This window comes from Henriciella mobilis, from assembly GCF_003576315.1.
Classification (GTDB): domain Bacteria; phylum Pseudomonadota; class Alphaproteobacteria; order Caulobacterales; family Hyphomonadaceae; genus Henriciella; species Henriciella mobilis.
Window position 1 is genome coordinate 209,586 of record NZ_QWFZ01000020.1, and the last position, 13,833, is coordinate 223,418.

Consider the following 13,833-nt stretch of genomic DNA (forward strand, 5'->3'; position numbering starts at 1 on the left):
CACAGTCCTGACCCAAGGCGCTTGATAATTCCTTAAACATTAACGAAGAGCCTTGGCCGCGCTGCAGCATGCATATTTTGAGCGGACGGAAATGAGACGCGCCTGCCTGATCCTTCCCCTGATTGCGCTTGGCGCCTGCCAGAGCGTTGATCCCGAGCCGACGCAATATTTCCCGGTTGCGGACTGGCGCCATGAAGATGGCCAGGACGCCGCTTACCTACTGGCGCCTGGCGACACGATCCAGCTGATCTTCCACACGGCGCCCGAACTCGACCGCGAGATCAGGGTAGCGCCGGATGGCTCACTGAACCTGCCCTATATCGGATCGCTTCGCGCATCGGCCCGCACGGCTGGCGAACTGCGCGGTGCCTTGCTGCAGGCCTATGCGAGCGAGTTGAAGGATCCCGACATCGATGTGATCCCGACTGGATTTGAGAGCCAGAAGATCTTTGTCGGAGGCGAGGTCCGCAATCCCGGCATGGTGGACCTTCCCGGTCAGATCGACCCGCTGCAGGCGATCATCATGGCGGGCGGCTTCTCCGAAAGCGCCAAGCCAACCCAGGTCGCCGTTCTCAGGCGAATGCCGGGCGGCCAGGTCATGTCGGCCGTGTTCGATGTGAACAAAGGCATCAACGATCCGCGCTATGCCGACTTTACGCCGCTGCGCCGGTTTGACGTTGTCTACGTGCCCCGCTCTGCCATCGCAGAGGAAAACCTGCTGATGCAGCAATGGTTCAGGAATGCGCTCCCGATCCAGTTCTCGCTGTACTACGACATTTCGGGCGATATCCGGCGCTAGGCCTGCCAGCACCGCAGCCGCGGGCTTGCCCGGTTTCCGGCCATCTGCTTTTCAGGCCGCATCACACAAACTGCGGGACAATTGAAAACGCAATGAAATCCACGATGATGGCGGTCCTCGCGCTAGCATTTCTGGCTGGTGGCTGCGCCGCCGAGCGAACCAGCTCACCGAAGACCTCAGCAGCAGAGGAACAGTCCGAAGCATCCACGGTTGTTCTTGCCAGCATCCCAAGCGGCGTCGATTTCTCGGGAGCCATTCTTGTCGCCAGGGGCGATGACATCATTGTCCGTGAGGCGGTCAGTTCGTCTTCCGGAGAAGGTGCGAACCCAATAGACCTCGACTCCCGGTTTGCAATCGCTTCGATGACCAAGAGCTTTACCGCCGCGCTGGTTCTGGAGCTGGTAGATCAGGATCTGGTTGCGCTTGACGACACGCTTTCCGACCTGCTGCCTACGCTCGAGACAGACTGGGCCGACCAGGTTACGCTTGGCCAGATGCTGCGCAACCGATCTGGTATCCCGCACTACGTCGATATTCCGGGCTGGTTTGACAATGAGGTGAAGCGGTCCTTCAGCGACGAAAGCTTCCTGGACGCCATCAGCGCGCTGGAGCTGAAGTTCGAACCGGGAAGCGATTACCTATACTCGAACGTCAACTACTTCCTGCTTGCGCGCATCATCGATCGCTACTCCGGAATGACCTATGAAGATTATCTGCGTTCGCAGATACTGGGCCCTCTCGGGATGCAGGCGACCGGTCAACTCTATGAAGATCCCGGTCAACTCGCACCGAATTCTCTCAGACTCGACGACGGAACCTATGAAACTGTTCCGATCGTGAACCCCGTCCTGTTCCGGGGTACGGCCTCAATGTATTCGACTATCGATGATTTGCGGCGCTGGGGGCAAGCGGTCATGGATGGCCAAGTGTACTCGAAAGCTGGCCAACGCAATGCCTTCGACGAAGACTTGCCGATGGCCTGGGCGCTTGGACAATTGCCTCTCGGCGGCGAAAGGACCACCGACGTTATTTACTACAATGGGCGCCTGATCGGCTATCTGAGCCTGATCATGTTGCTGCCGGACGAGGATGGCCTGATCATTGTCCTCAACAACAATAGTGCCGGCTACGACGCCTTGTTGACCATCGCAGGCGCGCTGGCGGCACAGGTATTTGGCGAAGAGCACTAGCTTGCTGGGCCATACGGCAGCTTCGCGCAGCGCCGGACTAGTTCATCAGGTTCAGCCAGTCGCGGGCCGATTTCAGCGCGCGCTTGATCTCTTCGCTGGACAGCATGTCGGCCATTTGCTGGCGATATTCCTTGGCTTCTTCCGAGCCCTTCAGCACGGCCAGATTGAACCATTTGTGCGCAGCAATCATGTCGGCATCGACACCCACGCCGGTCGAATAGGCCAGGCCCACGCGGCACAGTTCCTCGCCCGTGGCGTTGGAACCAATTCCCGTTTCCGGGGCGACATCTACTGCCATATCTGAATAAGGCATTTGACTTCTCCATCTACACCCAGACCCGGTTGGCGCTTCATGCGGCCTGATTTTACCGGGTCTCCAAAAACCATCACGTCACGCCTCGGTGACGGGGTTCAGCCTGCCCTCAGAGCTTTGCGACATGGTTAACAGCGAGACGCTCAAATCGTCTGTGTGTTAACGACCAGCAGGCGGAAATTAACCAAAGGGGGCTGCAGGCCGGATTCTTCAGAAAACCGGTGCATGCCCGGCTGGGCGGCTTATAATCGCGGCCATGATATTTGTTTTCTGGCTGATCCTCTTTACGCTCAATCTTGTCTGCTTCTGGCGAATTTTCGAGAAGGCAGGGTTCAAGGGCGCCTATGCCCTGATGATGGTTGTTCCCATTCTCAACATTGTCGGCCTCGTCCTGCTGGCTTTCGTCGAATGGCCGGTACACAGGCTGGTGAACTATCTCGACGAGCAGCGCCGGCGCTGAGCCGGCCACCCCGCGTCAATCTTGCTCTGACGAAGCGGCTTGGGCATTGCGGGAACGACGCGTATATTGCGCGCGTCATGACAGATCTCTTTGAACCCATCCCCTATCCGCTCTGGAAGAAGGACAAGCAGGCCTTCGCCGACAAGCTTGGCCGTTCCTTCCGCGAGACCGGCTTCGCCGTCATCACGGACCACCCCGTCGATGAGGCCGTCATCGCCCGCGCCAATCAGGCCGCAAAGGATTTCTTCAAGTTGCCGGAGGCGACCAAGGAGAAGTATCACGACGCTGCCAATGGCCGCCAGCGTGGCTACACCCCGTTCGGCACCGAGAATGCCAAGGGCCAGAAAGCGGCGGACCTGAAAGAGTTCTGGCATACCGGACGCAAGCTGCCGGCTGATTCAAAGTATCGCGCCACCATGAAGGAGACACCCGTCGTCGATGAGGTGCCCGGCTTCGACAGCGCGACCTATGCCTTCTATGAAGCGCTCGACGATTTCGGCCGTGACCTCCTGCACGCCGTCGCGCTTCACCTCGACCTGCCGGAGGACTGGTTCGACGACAAGGTCAATTTCGGCAACTCCATCCTGCGGCTGCTGCACTATCCGCCGCAGGAGAACCCGCCACCCAAGGGCACGGTTCGCGCCGCTGCGCATGAGGACATCAACGTCATCACGCTCCTGCTGGGCGCAGAAGAGGCGGGGCTGGAAGTGCTGCACCGCTCGGGCCAGTGGCTGTCCGTCAACCCGCCGCCGGGGTCTCTCGTCATCAATTGTGGTGACATGCTGCAACGCCTGACGGGCGGCGTCCTGCCATCGACGACCCACCGCGTCGTCAATCCGGAACCGGAGCGCGCCAAGTTCCCGCGCTATTCGACGCCCTTCTTCCTGCACTTCAATCAGGACTACCTGATCGAGCAGCTGCCGCAGTGTCTTGCGGAAGGTGGCAAGAAACAACCGCCCATCACGGCGCAGGACTACCTCATGGAACGCCTGCGCGAGATCGGCCTTGTGAAGGCTTAGCCACCCGCATTTCCCGAAGCTGGCCTGGGTACGTGGTCTGACCGCCTTCCGCGCGGAGCAGCCCATGGCGCTGGCCCAGTCAATCAAACTTGCGTTGCGCCACCTCTTGCCCCCAGACGCTTTTGCGCTTCGAATAACGATACAGCCCTTCAGAGGCTGACGGATTCGAGGAGGCAAACGCATGTTCGACAATGATGACTGGTTGAACCAACACCGCGAGGAGGTCATCGACCCCGACCGGGAGATCGTCGATCCGCATCACCATCTCTGGCCAAAACCCAATCCGGCCGGGATTGTCTACGACCTCGACGATCTTTGGCGCGACACGGAAGACGGCCACAAGGTCACGCAGACTGTCTTCATGGAATGCCGCGCCGCCTATCGCGAGGATGGACCCGACCATCTGAAGCCTGTGGGCGAGACCGAGTTTGTTGCAGCTGCAGCCGCGCGTTCAGCCCGTGAAGCGGACAAGGCGACCATCGCTGCCATCATCTCGCATGCGGATCTGCGCCTGCCCATCTCGCAGCTCGATGAGGTGCTCGACGCCCATCTTGAAGCCGCCAACGGATTGTTCCGGGGCATCCGGCACTCCGGCCCGTTTGATCCGCACAGCGAGCACTTCCGGATCCGCCCCCGCTCGCCGGAAGGGCTCTACCGCGACCCGGACTTCCGACGGGGCGTCGCGCATCTCGGCGAACGCGGCTTCACGTATGACACCTGGAACTATCACCACCAGATTCTCGACTTCCGCGACCTAGCCGCTGCCGTGCAGGGCACTGTCATGGTCCTTGACCATTTTGGGACCCCACTCGGCGTCGGGCCCTATGAAGGCAAGCGCGACAGCAATTTCAGCAAGTGGAAAGACGATATCGCGGCTGTAGCCGCCCAGCCCAATGTCTATGCCAAGCTCGGCGGGCTCGCCATGCCGGACAATGGCTTTGGCTGGAATGAGCGCGACACGCCGCCGTCATCCGATGAATTCGTGGACGCGCAAGCGAAGTATTATCACCACGCGATCGAGTGCTTCGGCCCGGAGCGGTGCATGCTGGAAAGCAACTTCCCCGTCGACCGCCTTTCAATTTCGTACCGGACACTCTGGAACGGATTGAAGAAGATCACGGCGGACTATTCGGAATTCGAGAAGGCCGCCCTGTTTGCCGGGACAGCACGGCGCGTCTATCGCGTCAGCCGCCCAGCTTAACGAGGGCGCAGCACCATGTTCGACGAGATCATCTACGAAGCCGAAAATGGCCGGGCCCGGATCACTCTGAACCGCCCCGACAAGCTCAATGCCCTCACCATGAAGATGCAGGCGGAATTGTCCGAGGCGCTCTGGCAGGCCGACAATGACCGCGATGTCCATTGCGTCATCATCAAGGGCGCGGGACGCGGATTCTCCGCCGGCTATGACCTATCCGGGTCCAGCGCCGTGCCAGTCTCACGGCTCGACTCCGAGACCGGAAACAAACGCGGCGCCCGCAGCGTCGATGATGATATCTGGCAGCTCGAAAGGGCCCAGCGCTACCGCATGGCGATCTTCGACCTGCACAAGCCTGTCATTGCCCAGGTCCACGGCCCATGCGTCGCGGGCGGCACGGACATCGCGCTTCTCTGTGACATCGTCATCATCGCCGATGATGCGAAAGTATCCTTCCCGGCCGGTCGAAATCTCGGCGCGCTGCCCAACCAGATGTGGCTCTACAATGTCGGCCCGCAATGGACCAAGCGCCTCATGCTGACTGGCGACTCGATCACAGGAACGGAAGCCGCCCAGCTCGGCTTTGCCATGAAGGCTGTGCCGGCAGACATGCTCGAAGCGGAAGTCGAAGGCCTCGCTGACCGCATGGCGCTGATCGATCCGGACATCCTCGCCGCCAACAAGCGGGCGATCAATCTCGGCATGGAGCTGATGGGCGCACGGACCATGCAGCGTCTCGCCGTCGAGAATGATGTACGCGGACACCAGGCCGCATCGGCCCATGCCTTCGTCAAGCGCGTGGGCGAAGCCGGGCTGAAGCAGGCCCTGAGCGAGCGCGACACACCCTTCGGCGACGGACGCGCCCGCGTCAACGGGCCGGAAATCCGCGATAGCGAAGGAAAGCTGCGCGACGACTAGGCGGTGCGGCCCAGCCGCTCGAACCAGACCTCGCGAGTCACTTCCCAGACCTGCGAAGCGCGGGTCGTCCCATCCGGGCGGCGGCTCTCGATATCGCCCTTGTATTCACAGCCCGTCTTGCGGAACAGGCTCTGTATACGGACATTGTCGAGGGCTGTCGTATTGCTGATCAGGTCGAGATCGAATGTCTCGAACATCCAGGTGAACATCGCCGCCATACCGCTGCCGCCCTGCCCCTTGTTCTGCAGGTCAGGCCGCATGGCACCCGCGACTTCACCCGCCGCCCATTCCGGCCATATGTGAACTTCGGAAAAGCCCGAAACCCGTCCCTCTTCATCGAAATTGAGCGACAGGAGAACCTCGCCACGTTCTCGCCGCGAAACACATGTCTCGATATAGGCCCGCACGCCTTCAAGGGTCAGCGGACGCGGAAGCGAATAGATCCAGTCGCGGACACCGGGATGATCTAGAAGTTCGAACAGGGCTGGCGCATCTTCGATCGTTGCGAGCCGGCTACTGGCGCCGGAAGACGGCACCTGGTCGGCTTGCCGGACGGCCTCGCGGATCGCTGCCTCCCGCTCAGGGCTTGTCCGGTTTCGAGTAAGGGGCAGTTCGGCCATCGCTCACGCCTTGTCCGCCAGGAAGGACTCGACCTCGCTGCGCCAGGGCAGGCTCGGCTGAGCCCCTTTCTTTGTCACGGCCAATGCCGCCGCACCGGACGCAAAACGCAGCGCGGCGCCCTCCTCCATGCCTTCAGCCAGCGCGACGGCGAGCGCGCCGCAAAACGTGTCGCCTGCCCCGGTCGTATCGACCACAGGCACGGCGTAGACCGGCATATGGGCGACTTCCTTGCCGGCGCGGTACAGGACCGAGCCATCGCGCCCGAGCGTCTTGGCCACGAGACCGTCGCCCCGGAACAAGGCATCTCCGTAGAAGTCAGCCTCCACTTCATTGACGATCAGCAGGTCCGCCGTCTCGAGCAGGCCGGCTGGAACCGGCATGGCAGGCGCGAGGTTGAGCGCGAAAAGCTTTGAGGAGATCTGACTCGCCGCAATGACCGCGGAGATCGGCACTTCGAGCTGACAAAGCACTGCATCGGCTGGCCCGGCGCCTTCGACATCGCGCGCATCAAGCTCGGCGTTTGCGCCGCTCGCGACGATGATGAAGTTTTCTCCTGACGCATCAACACCGATCAGCGCGACACCCGTTTGCGCAGACTCGTCCTCGACAATCCGCGACAGGTCAACGCCATCTTTCCGCAACAGCGCGAGCGCCAGCTCGGCGTTCGGATCCTTGCCGACCCGCGCGAGCATTGAAACGTCGGCGCCCAGCCGCCGCGCCGCAAGCGCCTGGTTTGCGCCTTTCCCGCCTGGATATTGGGCGAACGTTGCCCCCGTGACGGTTTCGCCGGGCCTTGGCAGCGTCTCGCAAGCCGCGACAAGGTCCAGGTTGACCGAGCCGACTGTGATTATTCTCGGCGCGCTCATTCTCCATACCTCGCCAGCTGGCCGAGCATCTCCGAAAAGACCGCATCAGCATCGACCTCGTTGTACCAGCGAATGTGGCCGCCCTGGCGGTAGTCGGGCACCGTCTTGCCAAAGCGCTCGCCTGCCTGCAGCTCGACGCTGACTGTCGCCATCGGGCCTTCGAAGAGGTCTGGCCGCAGCAGGGCCAGGATCGTCGACGGATCGTGCAGCGGCGCCTTGCGGCCCTTTCCCTGTTCCTCAAGCCGGTTGGACGCGGCCAGAAGGTCAGCCGCCCTGATCGCAACCGGCGAGCCAAGCGCCCGGACGCGGTCGACCTGTTCGTCGCTTGTCAGCATCTGGTGGGTGACATCGAGATTCAGCACGCGCATGGGGATGCCGGACTGGAACACGGCCTGCGCAGCATGCGGGTCTGCGAAGATATTGAACTCCGCATGCGGCGTGATGTTGCCGCCTTCAGTGTCGGCACCGCCCATGACCACAATCTCTTTCAGGCCCTCACGAATATCGGGCGCGATGGTCAGCGCCAGCGCGACATTCGTCATCGGGCCCGTTACGACCAGCGTCATTGGGAAGCCCTTTGCCGCGCGCAGGGTCCGCACAAGGAAATTCACCGCATTCGCCCGCGAGGCTCTCACGCGCGGCTTTGGAAACGGAATGCCGCCGAGACCGGTGGTGCCGTGAAAGTCTTCGGCGGTGACCGGATCGCGCAGCAGGGGCACCGGCGCACCGCCGCAAACTGGGATTTCGCGCCCCTTACCGGCAAGCTCGCGAATGATGCGGGCATTGCGCAGGGTCAGTGGCGCGGGAACATTGCCGGCCACGGTAGTAATCCCGACCACATCCATCATGTCGGAGGCTGCAAAAGCAACGAGCAAGGCGACGGCGTCGTCGAGACCCGGGTCGCAATCAATAATAATCTGGCGTTTTCTCATGATACTCGAACTAAGAAACCACTCCGTGCGTTCCGGCAAGGGCTGGCCGTAACGGCCTCACACAACTAAGTGTGCATTCAAACACAAGAAGGAGACACAAAGCATGGCCATTTCCACGAAATCGCTCGACTACGAACAGGCAGGACAGGTCTATGAGGGCTTCCTGGCGATGCCCGAAGGGACGCCGAAGGCGGTCGTGGTCATCGCTCACGCCTGGGGCGGGCCGGGCGAATTCGATCAGGGCAAGGCGAAGATGCTGGCCGAGTGGGGTTACGCCGCCTTTGCGATGGACGTCTACGGAAAGGGCAAGCGCGGCGAGACCGTCGAGGAATGCCAGGCGCTGATGAACCCGTTGGCCTCGAACCGGGCGGAACTCCAGAGCCGTCTCCAGTTCGGCCTTGAGACTGCGAAGAAGGAGGCCGGTTGCGACAAGGCCTCCGCGATTGGCTTCTGCTTCGGCGGCCTGTCCGTCCTGGACATGGCCCGCGCCGGCATGGCGGTCGATGGCGTCGCTTCCTTCCATGGCCTGCTTGGCGCACCCGGAAACACCGATGGAAACAAGGTGAAGGCCAAGGTGCTGGTCCTGCACGGCTGGGACGATCCGATGGCCAAGCCGGAAGACGTGCTGACCTTCTCCAAGGAGATGTCTGAAGCCGGCGCTGACTGGCAGCTGCATGCCTATGGCGGCACGATGCACGCCTTCACCAATCCAGGCGCCAACGATCCCGACTTCGGGACCGTCTACAACCCTGCCGCCGAGCGCCGCTCACTCGCTGCGCTCAAGGACTTCCTGTCCGAAATGTACGGCTAGTCTGGCTGGGACGCGGACCGCGAGGCCGCGTCCCTAGTTCAGCACGTCAGGCGATGCCAGCTCAGACGTGCGAGCCTCTTCCGCCGCACGCAAAAGCCGGAGCATGTTGCCGCTCCAGATCTTCTGGATGTCTTCTTTCGTGTAGCCAGCATCTATAAGCGCTGCGGTGACCTTGGGCAGGAAGGTGATGTCCGACATGCCGTCGACGCCGCCGCCGCCATCCCAGTCCGCGCCCATGCCGACATGGTCAGGGCCGACCAGTTCCAGGGCATACAGCATGTGTTCCATGAACTTCTCGAAGGTCGAGCGCGGGGGCGGGAACTCGTCATTGAGCGCCCGGCGCGCTTCCCAGTAGCGGGTCATGGTTTCCTTATCCATGTCAGCGGTATCGCCAAATTCGGCGTCGAGTTCCTCCAGCGCCTGCGTGCGCTCGGGACTTGGCTCCAGCGCTTCGAGATATGAACCGTAAGCGTTGATCTGGATGACACCGCCATCCTCCGCGACAGCCAGCAGCAACTCATCGGGAATATTCCGGAAGTGCTCGTACACGCCATCGACACCGGTATGGGACAGGATGAGCGGCGTCGTCGAAAGTTCGATCATGTCGTAGACTGTTGTGTCCGCGGCATGGGACCCGTCGAGGATCATGCCCAGCTCATTGGCCTTTTTCACCAGCTCCTCACCGAGCGGCGAAAGGCCATCGAACTTCTCGCCCGTCACGTCGGTTGCACTGTCGGCGAACTGGTTGTTGCGAAAGTGAACCGGCCCGACCATGCGAAGGCCGCCAATATAGAAGGTTTCCAGTAGCGAGACGTCCGTGCCGAGCGGGTAGGAATTCTCCATGCTCTGATAGACAACGCGCTTGCCTTCGCCTGCGATGCGTTCAGCGTCGTCGGCCGTGAAGGCCAGCTCGACCTCGTCAGCGTATTTCGCCGCCATTTCACGGATCGCCATCTGTCGAAGCAGCGCGCTGTTGCGGGCCGAATGATATGAAGCTTCGTCAAGTGGCCCTTGCGGCGTGAAGATCACCCAGAAGCCGCCATCGAGCCCGCCTTCCTTCATCCGCGGCAGGTCGACATGCGTCCCATCGGCCTCGAATGTCTGACGTTTCGAAAAATCATACTTCGCCGAGTGGAAGTAGGCCGGCGTATCGAGGTGGGTGTCCATGACAAGCATGTCGTTGTGCACCTCGAGAACGTCCTTAGAGACGCCGACGCCATGGCCGTGTGTGGACATCTGCGCCTCTGCCTGCGGAATGATCTCGCTACCGCTTTCCTGGTGAAAATCGTTACAGGCGGTCAGGGCAAGCAGGCTGGAAGCAGCGAGCAGGCCGGCCAGTGGACGCAAGGTCATGGGAGGGCTCCGATAGTTTTTTGCTGGCTGGATACGAGCAGAGTCTGGCACGAACCGCAATTGCGCCAAATCAGCTCCCTTTCTGGCGGCGCAGCTCTGCCCACTTTTTCAGCCGTTCGGCGATCGGCCCTTCCCGGCCCTCGCCTTTGGGCTGGTAGAACGCTTCCCGTTTCATTCCATCAGGGAAATAGTTCTGCCCCGAAAAGCCCTCTTCGGCATCGTGATCGTAATTGTAGCCCTTGCCGTAGCCCTCTTCCTTCATGAACGCAGTCGGCGCGTTCAGGATATGCTTCGGCGGCATCAGCGAGCCCGTCTCCTTGGCGGACCGTTGCGCGGACTTCCAGGCGACATAGACGGCATTCGACTTTGGCGCCGTTGCCAGATGCACGACCGCATGCGCGAGCGCCAGTTCGCCCTCGGGACTGCCAAGGCGTTCATAGGTGCGGGCCGCTTCTGCGGCGATCATGAGACTGGTCGGATCGGCAAGGCCGATATCCTCGCTCGCCATGCGGACAATCCGGCGGGCGAGATAGAGCGGGTCTTCTCCGCCGGTAATCATGCGGGCAAGCCAGTAGAGTGCCGCATCCGGGTCCGACCCGCGCACGGACTTATGCAGGGCGGAGATGAGATTGTAATGCTCTTCCCGGTCCTTGTCATAGGCGGGCGCGCGCTTCTGCAGCGCATTGGACAACTGCTCGGCGGTGAGCTGCTTTCCATCGTCGGCCAGCGTGAAGGCCTGCTCGGCGAGATTTAACATGTAGCGGCCATCGCCATCGGCCATGTCGATCAGCGCTTCGCGGGCGCGCGCGTCCAGCGGCAGCTTCCGCTTCTCCAGCGCTTCGGCACGCTGAAGCAGCTCCTCCAGCGCCTCCGGTGTCAAACGTTTGAGCGTCAGCACCGCGCAACGCGACAGCAAGGCGCCGTTGATCTCAAAGCTCGGATTCTCCGTCGTCGCGCCGACCAGCGTCACCACGCCCGCCTCCACGAAGGGCAGGAAGCCGTCCTGCTGGGCGCGGTTGAAGCGGTGAATCTCGTCGACGAAGAGAAGCGTGCCCTTGCCCATTCCGCGCCGGTTCTCGGCCCGGTCGAAGGCGGCGCGCAGATCCTTCACGCCGGAGAAGACCGCGCTGATCGCCTCGAATTCGAGATCGGTTTCCTTGGCGAGCAGGCGCGCGATCGTCGTCTTGCCGACACCGGGTGGGCCCCAGAAGATGATCGAGCCAAGCCGCCCCGTCTTCAGCATCCGCCCAAGCGCGCCATCGGGGCCGAGCAGATGGTCCTGCCCAACCACTTCCGACAGCGTCTGCGGGCGCAGCCGGTCCGCCAAAGGCCGCGGCGCCTCATCGGCCATACCGGATGCAGAGAAGAGATCGCTCATGGCGCACACCTAGCCGGTTCGAAGCATGGTGATAAGATGTCAGCTGGAGGAAACAACAATGCCGAAATTCCTAGCCGTCTATACAGGCACCCCACCCGGTCCTGACGCTGGTCCGCCATCAGCGGAAGTTATCGCCAAGGGCATGAAAGCCTGGCAGGACTGGATGGAGCAGCATGCGAGCCAGATTGTCGATGCAGGCGGCCCGCTTGGCGCGACAAAGAAAGCGTCCAAGGCCGGTGTCACTGACACGAAGAATAATCTCTCTGGTTACGTGATCGTAGAAGCAGCTTCACATGATGCCGCCGCGCGCCTGTTCGAGAACCATCCTCACTTCTCGATCTTCCCCGGCGAGGCTGTCGAGATCATGACCTGCCCGCCCATTCCGACAATGGACTAGCGGTCATCCGAACAGGACGAGGAGGAGAAACATTGACACTCACCATCACACCTAGCGGTCAGGCCTGTGGCGCGAGCATCACCGGCCCTGACCTGTCAAAACCGCTGGATGCCGAGACTATCGCCGACATCCGCTCGGTCTGGCTGGAACATCACGTCCTCGCCTTCCCGGACCAGCACCTCACCGACGACGACCTCGAACGCTTCACGCAATACTTCGGACCATTCGGAGACGATCCGTACATCGCGCCGATTGAAGGCCGCGAGCACATCATCGCCGTCAAACGCAACGCCGACGAGACTGGCCCCGTCTTCGCCGAAACCTGGCACACCGACTGGAGCTTCCAGAAGTCCCCACCCGCGGGCACCTGCCTTTATGGCATCACCATACCGCCTGTCGGCGGCGACACCCTCTTCACCAACCAGCACAAGGCGCTCGCCGAAATGCCGGATGATTTGCGCGGGAAGCTGGAAGGCAAGATGGCCGTCCATTCCGCGCGAAACGGCTACGCCAAGGCGGGCATGTATGGCGAAAAAGATACGGGCCGCAGCATGGACATCCGCCCGTCAGACGAGGCGATGGAGACCCAGCTTCACCCGATCATCCGCAAGCATCCGGAGACCGGTCGCGAAGGCCTCTTTGGCTGCGCCGGCTACATCATCGGCATAGACGGCATGAACGAGGAAGAGGGCTGGGCGCTCATCACCGAGCTTTATCGCTGGCAGACGCGGCCAGAATTCCAGTACCGCCACAAATGGCAGCCGAACATGCTGCTCATGTGGGACAACCGCTCCTGCCTGCACATGGCGACCGGCGGCTATCAGGGCCATGACCGCCTGCTCCACCGCACCACGATTGGCGCCCAAGCCGCCTGAACCGCATCAACTATCTGTCCAGAGCCGGCGGATATTGGCTGTGATCTTGGCGAGCGCCAATTGTTCTGGCGCTTCGATGGGCAGGCTTTTTGACAGGTTGGCGCGCAAATTGGCGAGATCGAACAGGATTTCCCGCTGCTCTGCCGTCCGCACCAGGCTCTCCACCCATCCGACACAGACCATGCGCTCACCGCGCGTCACCGTCTCGACCCGGTGCAGGCTGGTCGATGGGTAGAGCAGCAGCGAGCCGGCATCGAGTTTCATCGAATGCACCATGCCGGCCCAGTCAATGGTCAGCTCTCCGCCGTCATAGTCCTGCGGATCGCTGAGAAACAGGGTGAAGGAAATGTCGGTACGGATGCGCGTGTCGCCGCTGCCCATCAGGACATTGTCGACATGCGTGCCATAGCCTTCGCCCTCTCCGGTCCGGCTGACCATGAGCTTCGACAGCTTCCTCGGCTGGGCGGCGGCCTCGAAAATCGCATTGCCGGTAATTGCGTCATAAAGCCGCCGATGCAGTTCAGCGCCAGTTCGGGTCGAGAGGTCAGCTTGCCGATTGGACTTTACGCGCGCGGCCTGAACGCCAGCAGTGATGCGGCCATCGCGCCATCCCACCGCCTCAAGTGAGGTCCGGATTCCAGCCAGGGCATCAGGGTCGAGAAGTCCGGGAATTGTGATCAGCATGGCTTGCACTTGCGAATGG

At 61.6% G+C, this 13,833-nt stretch carries 16 protein-coding genes; 9 read left to right on the forward strand and 7 right to left on the reverse strand.

Going from position 1 to position 13,833, the window contains the following annotated elements; all coding sequences use genetic code 11:
- Window positions 1-91 precede the first annotated feature (91 nt).
- Together D1227_RS11955 and D1227_RS11960 are read left to right on the forward strand one after the other, a co-directional pair.
- Complete coding sequence (locus tag D1227_RS11955; protein WP_119404836.1) at window positions 92-799, forward strand: polysaccharide biosynthesis/export family protein; 708 nt, start codon at window positions 92-94, stop codon at window positions 797-799.
- Window positions 800-891: 92 nt separating this feature from the next.
- Window positions 892-1,989, forward strand: coding sequence for a serine hydrolase domain-containing protein (locus tag D1227_RS11960; protein ID WP_158586642.1), 1,098 nt, complete (start codon window positions 892-894; stop codon window positions 1,987-1,989).
- Between the two features lie 37 nt (window positions 1,990-2,026).
- Here the strand turns inward: D1227_RS11960 and D1227_RS11965 are convergent, their stop codons facing one another.
- Window positions 2,027-2,302, reverse strand: coding sequence for an SEL1-like repeat protein (locus D1227_RS11965; RefSeq protein ID WP_119374879.1), 276 nt, complete (start codon window positions 2,300-2,302; stop codon window positions 2,027-2,029).
- Window positions 2,303-2,558: 256 nt separating this feature from the next.
- Here D1227_RS11965 and D1227_RS11970 point away from each other — a divergent pair, with 256 nt between their 5' ends.
- The 4 genes from D1227_RS11970 to D1227_RS11985 all read left to right on the forward strand — a co-directional run bounded on the left by D1227_RS11970 (window position 2,559) and on the right by D1227_RS11985 (window position 5,897).
- Window positions 2,559-2,762 (forward strand): hypothetical protein, encoded by a 204-nt coding sequence (locus D1227_RS11970; RefSeq protein WP_119374878.1) that lies wholly within the window; start codon window positions 2,559-2,561, stop codon window positions 2,760-2,762.
- Between the two features lie 77 nt (window positions 2,763-2,839).
- The gene (locus D1227_RS11975; RefSeq protein ID WP_119404838.1) at window positions 2,840-3,781 is read left to right on the forward strand and encodes an isopenicillin N synthase family dioxygenase; all 942 of its coding nucleotides are present in this window, start codon (window positions 2,840-2,842) and stop codon (window positions 3,779-3,781) included.
- A 181-nt stretch (window positions 3,782-3,962) separates the two neighbouring features.
- The gene (locus D1227_RS11980; RefSeq protein ID WP_119374876.1) at window positions 3,963-4,982 is read left to right on the forward strand and encodes an amidohydrolase family protein; all 1,020 of its coding nucleotides are present in this window, start codon (window positions 3,963-3,965) and stop codon (window positions 4,980-4,982) included.
- Between the two features lie 15 nt (window positions 4,983-4,997).
- The gene (locus tag D1227_RS11985; RefSeq protein ID WP_119374875.1) at window positions 4,998-5,897 is read left to right on the forward strand and encodes a crotonase/enoyl-CoA hydratase family protein; all 900 of its coding nucleotides are present in this window, start codon (window positions 4,998-5,000) and stop codon (window positions 5,895-5,897) included.
- Here D1227_RS11985 and D1227_RS11990 read toward each other — a convergent pair.
- From D1227_RS11990 to D1227_RS12000, 3 genes are read right to left on the reverse strand one after another with little or no spacing between them, the layout of a single operon-like run.
- Entirely contained in the window at window positions 5,894-6,517 is a 624-nt protein-coding gene (locus D1227_RS11990) for a GNAT family N-acetyltransferase (RefSeq protein WP_119404839.1), read from the reverse strand. The genes D1227_RS11985 and D1227_RS11990 overlap by 4 nt on opposite strands.
- Window positions 6,518-6,520: 3 nt before the next feature.
- Entirely contained in the window at window positions 6,521-7,384 is an 864-nt protein-coding gene (locus D1227_RS11995) for a ribokinase (protein ID WP_119404840.1), read from the reverse strand.
- Window positions 7,381-8,316 (reverse strand): nucleoside hydrolase, encoded by a 936-nt coding sequence (locus D1227_RS12000; RefSeq protein ID WP_119404841.1) that lies wholly within the window; start codon window positions 8,314-8,316, stop codon window positions 7,381-7,383. Before D1227_RS12000 ends, D1227_RS11995 begins: the two co-directional genes overlap by 4 nt.
- 103 nt (window positions 8,317-8,419) lie before the next feature.
- On the opposite strand from D1227_RS12000, the gene D1227_RS12005 reads away from it, so the two are divergent.
- Entirely contained in the window at window positions 8,420-9,127 is a 708-nt protein-coding gene (locus D1227_RS12005) for a dienelactone hydrolase family protein (RefSeq protein ID WP_119404842.1), read from the forward strand.
- A gap of 33 nt (window positions 9,128-9,160) precedes the next feature.
- Here D1227_RS12005 and D1227_RS12010 read toward each other — a convergent pair whose 3' ends face one another.
- Window positions 9,161-10,480: a dipeptidase gene (locus D1227_RS12010; RefSeq protein WP_119404843.1), complete on the reverse strand. Its 1,320-nt coding sequence runs from the start codon at window positions 10,478-10,480 to the stop codon at window positions 9,161-9,163.
- A gap of 70 nt (window positions 10,481-10,550) precedes the next feature.
- Entirely contained in the window at window positions 10,551-11,858 is a 1,308-nt protein-coding gene (locus tag D1227_RS12015) for a replication-associated recombination protein A (protein ID WP_119374869.1), read from the reverse strand.
- A gap of 58 nt (window positions 11,859-11,916) precedes the next feature.
- On the opposite strand from D1227_RS12015, the gene D1227_RS12020 reads away from it, so the two are divergent.
- Together D1227_RS12020 and D1227_RS12025 are read left to right on the forward strand one after the other, a co-directional pair.
- On the forward strand, window positions 11,917-12,255 hold the full coding sequence (locus D1227_RS12020; protein ID WP_119404844.1) for a YciI family protein: 339 nt from the start codon (window positions 11,917-11,919) through the stop codon (window positions 12,253-12,255).
- 32 nt (window positions 12,256-12,287) lie between these two features.
- Window positions 12,288-13,130, forward strand: a complete 843-nt coding sequence (locus tag D1227_RS12025) for a TauD/TfdA dioxygenase family protein (protein WP_119404845.1) — start codon at window positions 12,288-12,290, stop codon at window positions 13,128-13,130.
- A 6-nt stretch (window positions 13,131-13,136) separates the two neighbouring features.
- Here the strand turns inward: D1227_RS12025 and D1227_RS12030 are convergent, their stop codons facing one another.
- Window positions 13,137-13,814: a Fe2+-dependent dioxygenase gene (locus D1227_RS12030; protein ID WP_119404846.1), complete on the reverse strand. Its 678-nt coding sequence runs from the start codon at window positions 13,812-13,814 to the stop codon at window positions 13,137-13,139.
- Between the last annotated feature and the right edge of the window lie 19 nt (window positions 13,815-13,833).

Excerpts from the sequence above, each read along its gene's own strand:
- D1227_RS11955 (WP_119404836.1), top strand. The coding sequence starts at position 92 with ATGAGACGCGCCTGCCTGATCCTTCCCCTGATTGCGCTTGGCGCCTGC.
- D1227_RS11960 (WP_158586642.1), top strand. The coding sequence starts at position 892 with ATGAAATCCACGATGATGGCGGTCCTCGCGCTAGCATTTCTGGCTGGT.
- D1227_RS11965 (WP_119374879.1), bottom strand. The coding sequence starts at position 2,302 with ATGCCTTATTCAGATATGGCAGTAGATGTCGCCCCGGAAACGGGAATT.
- D1227_RS11970 (WP_119374878.1), top strand. The coding sequence starts at position 2,559 with ATGATATTTGTTTTCTGGCTGATCCTCTTTACGCTCAATCTTGTCTGC.
- D1227_RS11975 (WP_119404838.1), top strand. The coding sequence starts at position 2,840 with ATGACAGATCTCTTTGAACCCATCCCCTATCCGCTCTGGAAGAAGGAC.
- D1227_RS11980 (WP_119374876.1), top strand. The coding sequence starts at position 3,963 with ATGTTCGACAATGATGACTGGTTGAACCAACACCGCGAGGAGGTCATC.
- D1227_RS11985 (WP_119374875.1), top strand. The coding sequence starts at position 4,998 with ATGTTCGACGAGATCATCTACGAAGCCGAAAATGGCCGGGCCCGGATC.
- D1227_RS11990 (WP_119404839.1), bottom strand. The coding sequence starts at position 6,517 with ATGGCCGAACTGCCCCTTACTCGAAACCGGACAAGCCCTGAGCGGGAG.
- D1227_RS11995 (WP_119404840.1), bottom strand. The coding sequence starts at position 7,384 with ATGAGCGCGCCGAGAATAATCACAGTCGGCTCGGTCAACCTGGACCTT.
- D1227_RS12000 (WP_119404841.1), bottom strand. The coding sequence starts at position 8,316 with ATGAGAAAACGCCAGATTATTATTGATTGCGACCCGGGTCTCGACGAC.
- D1227_RS12005 (WP_119404842.1), top strand. The coding sequence starts at position 8,420 with ATGGCCATTTCCACGAAATCGCTCGACTACGAACAGGCAGGACAGGTC.
- D1227_RS12010 (WP_119404843.1), bottom strand. The coding sequence starts at position 10,480 with ATGACCTTGCGTCCACTGGCCGGCCTGCTCGCTGCTTCCAGCCTGCTT.
- D1227_RS12015 (WP_119374869.1), bottom strand. The coding sequence starts at position 11,858 with ATGAGCGATCTCTTCTCTGCATCCGGTATGGCCGATGAGGCGCCGCGG.
- D1227_RS12020 (WP_119404844.1), top strand. The coding sequence starts at position 11,917 with ATGCCGAAATTCCTAGCCGTCTATACAGGCACCCCACCCGGTCCTGAC.
- D1227_RS12030 (WP_119404846.1), bottom strand. The coding sequence starts at position 13,814 with ATGCTGATCACAATTCCCGGACTTCTCGACCCTGATGCCCTGGCTGGA.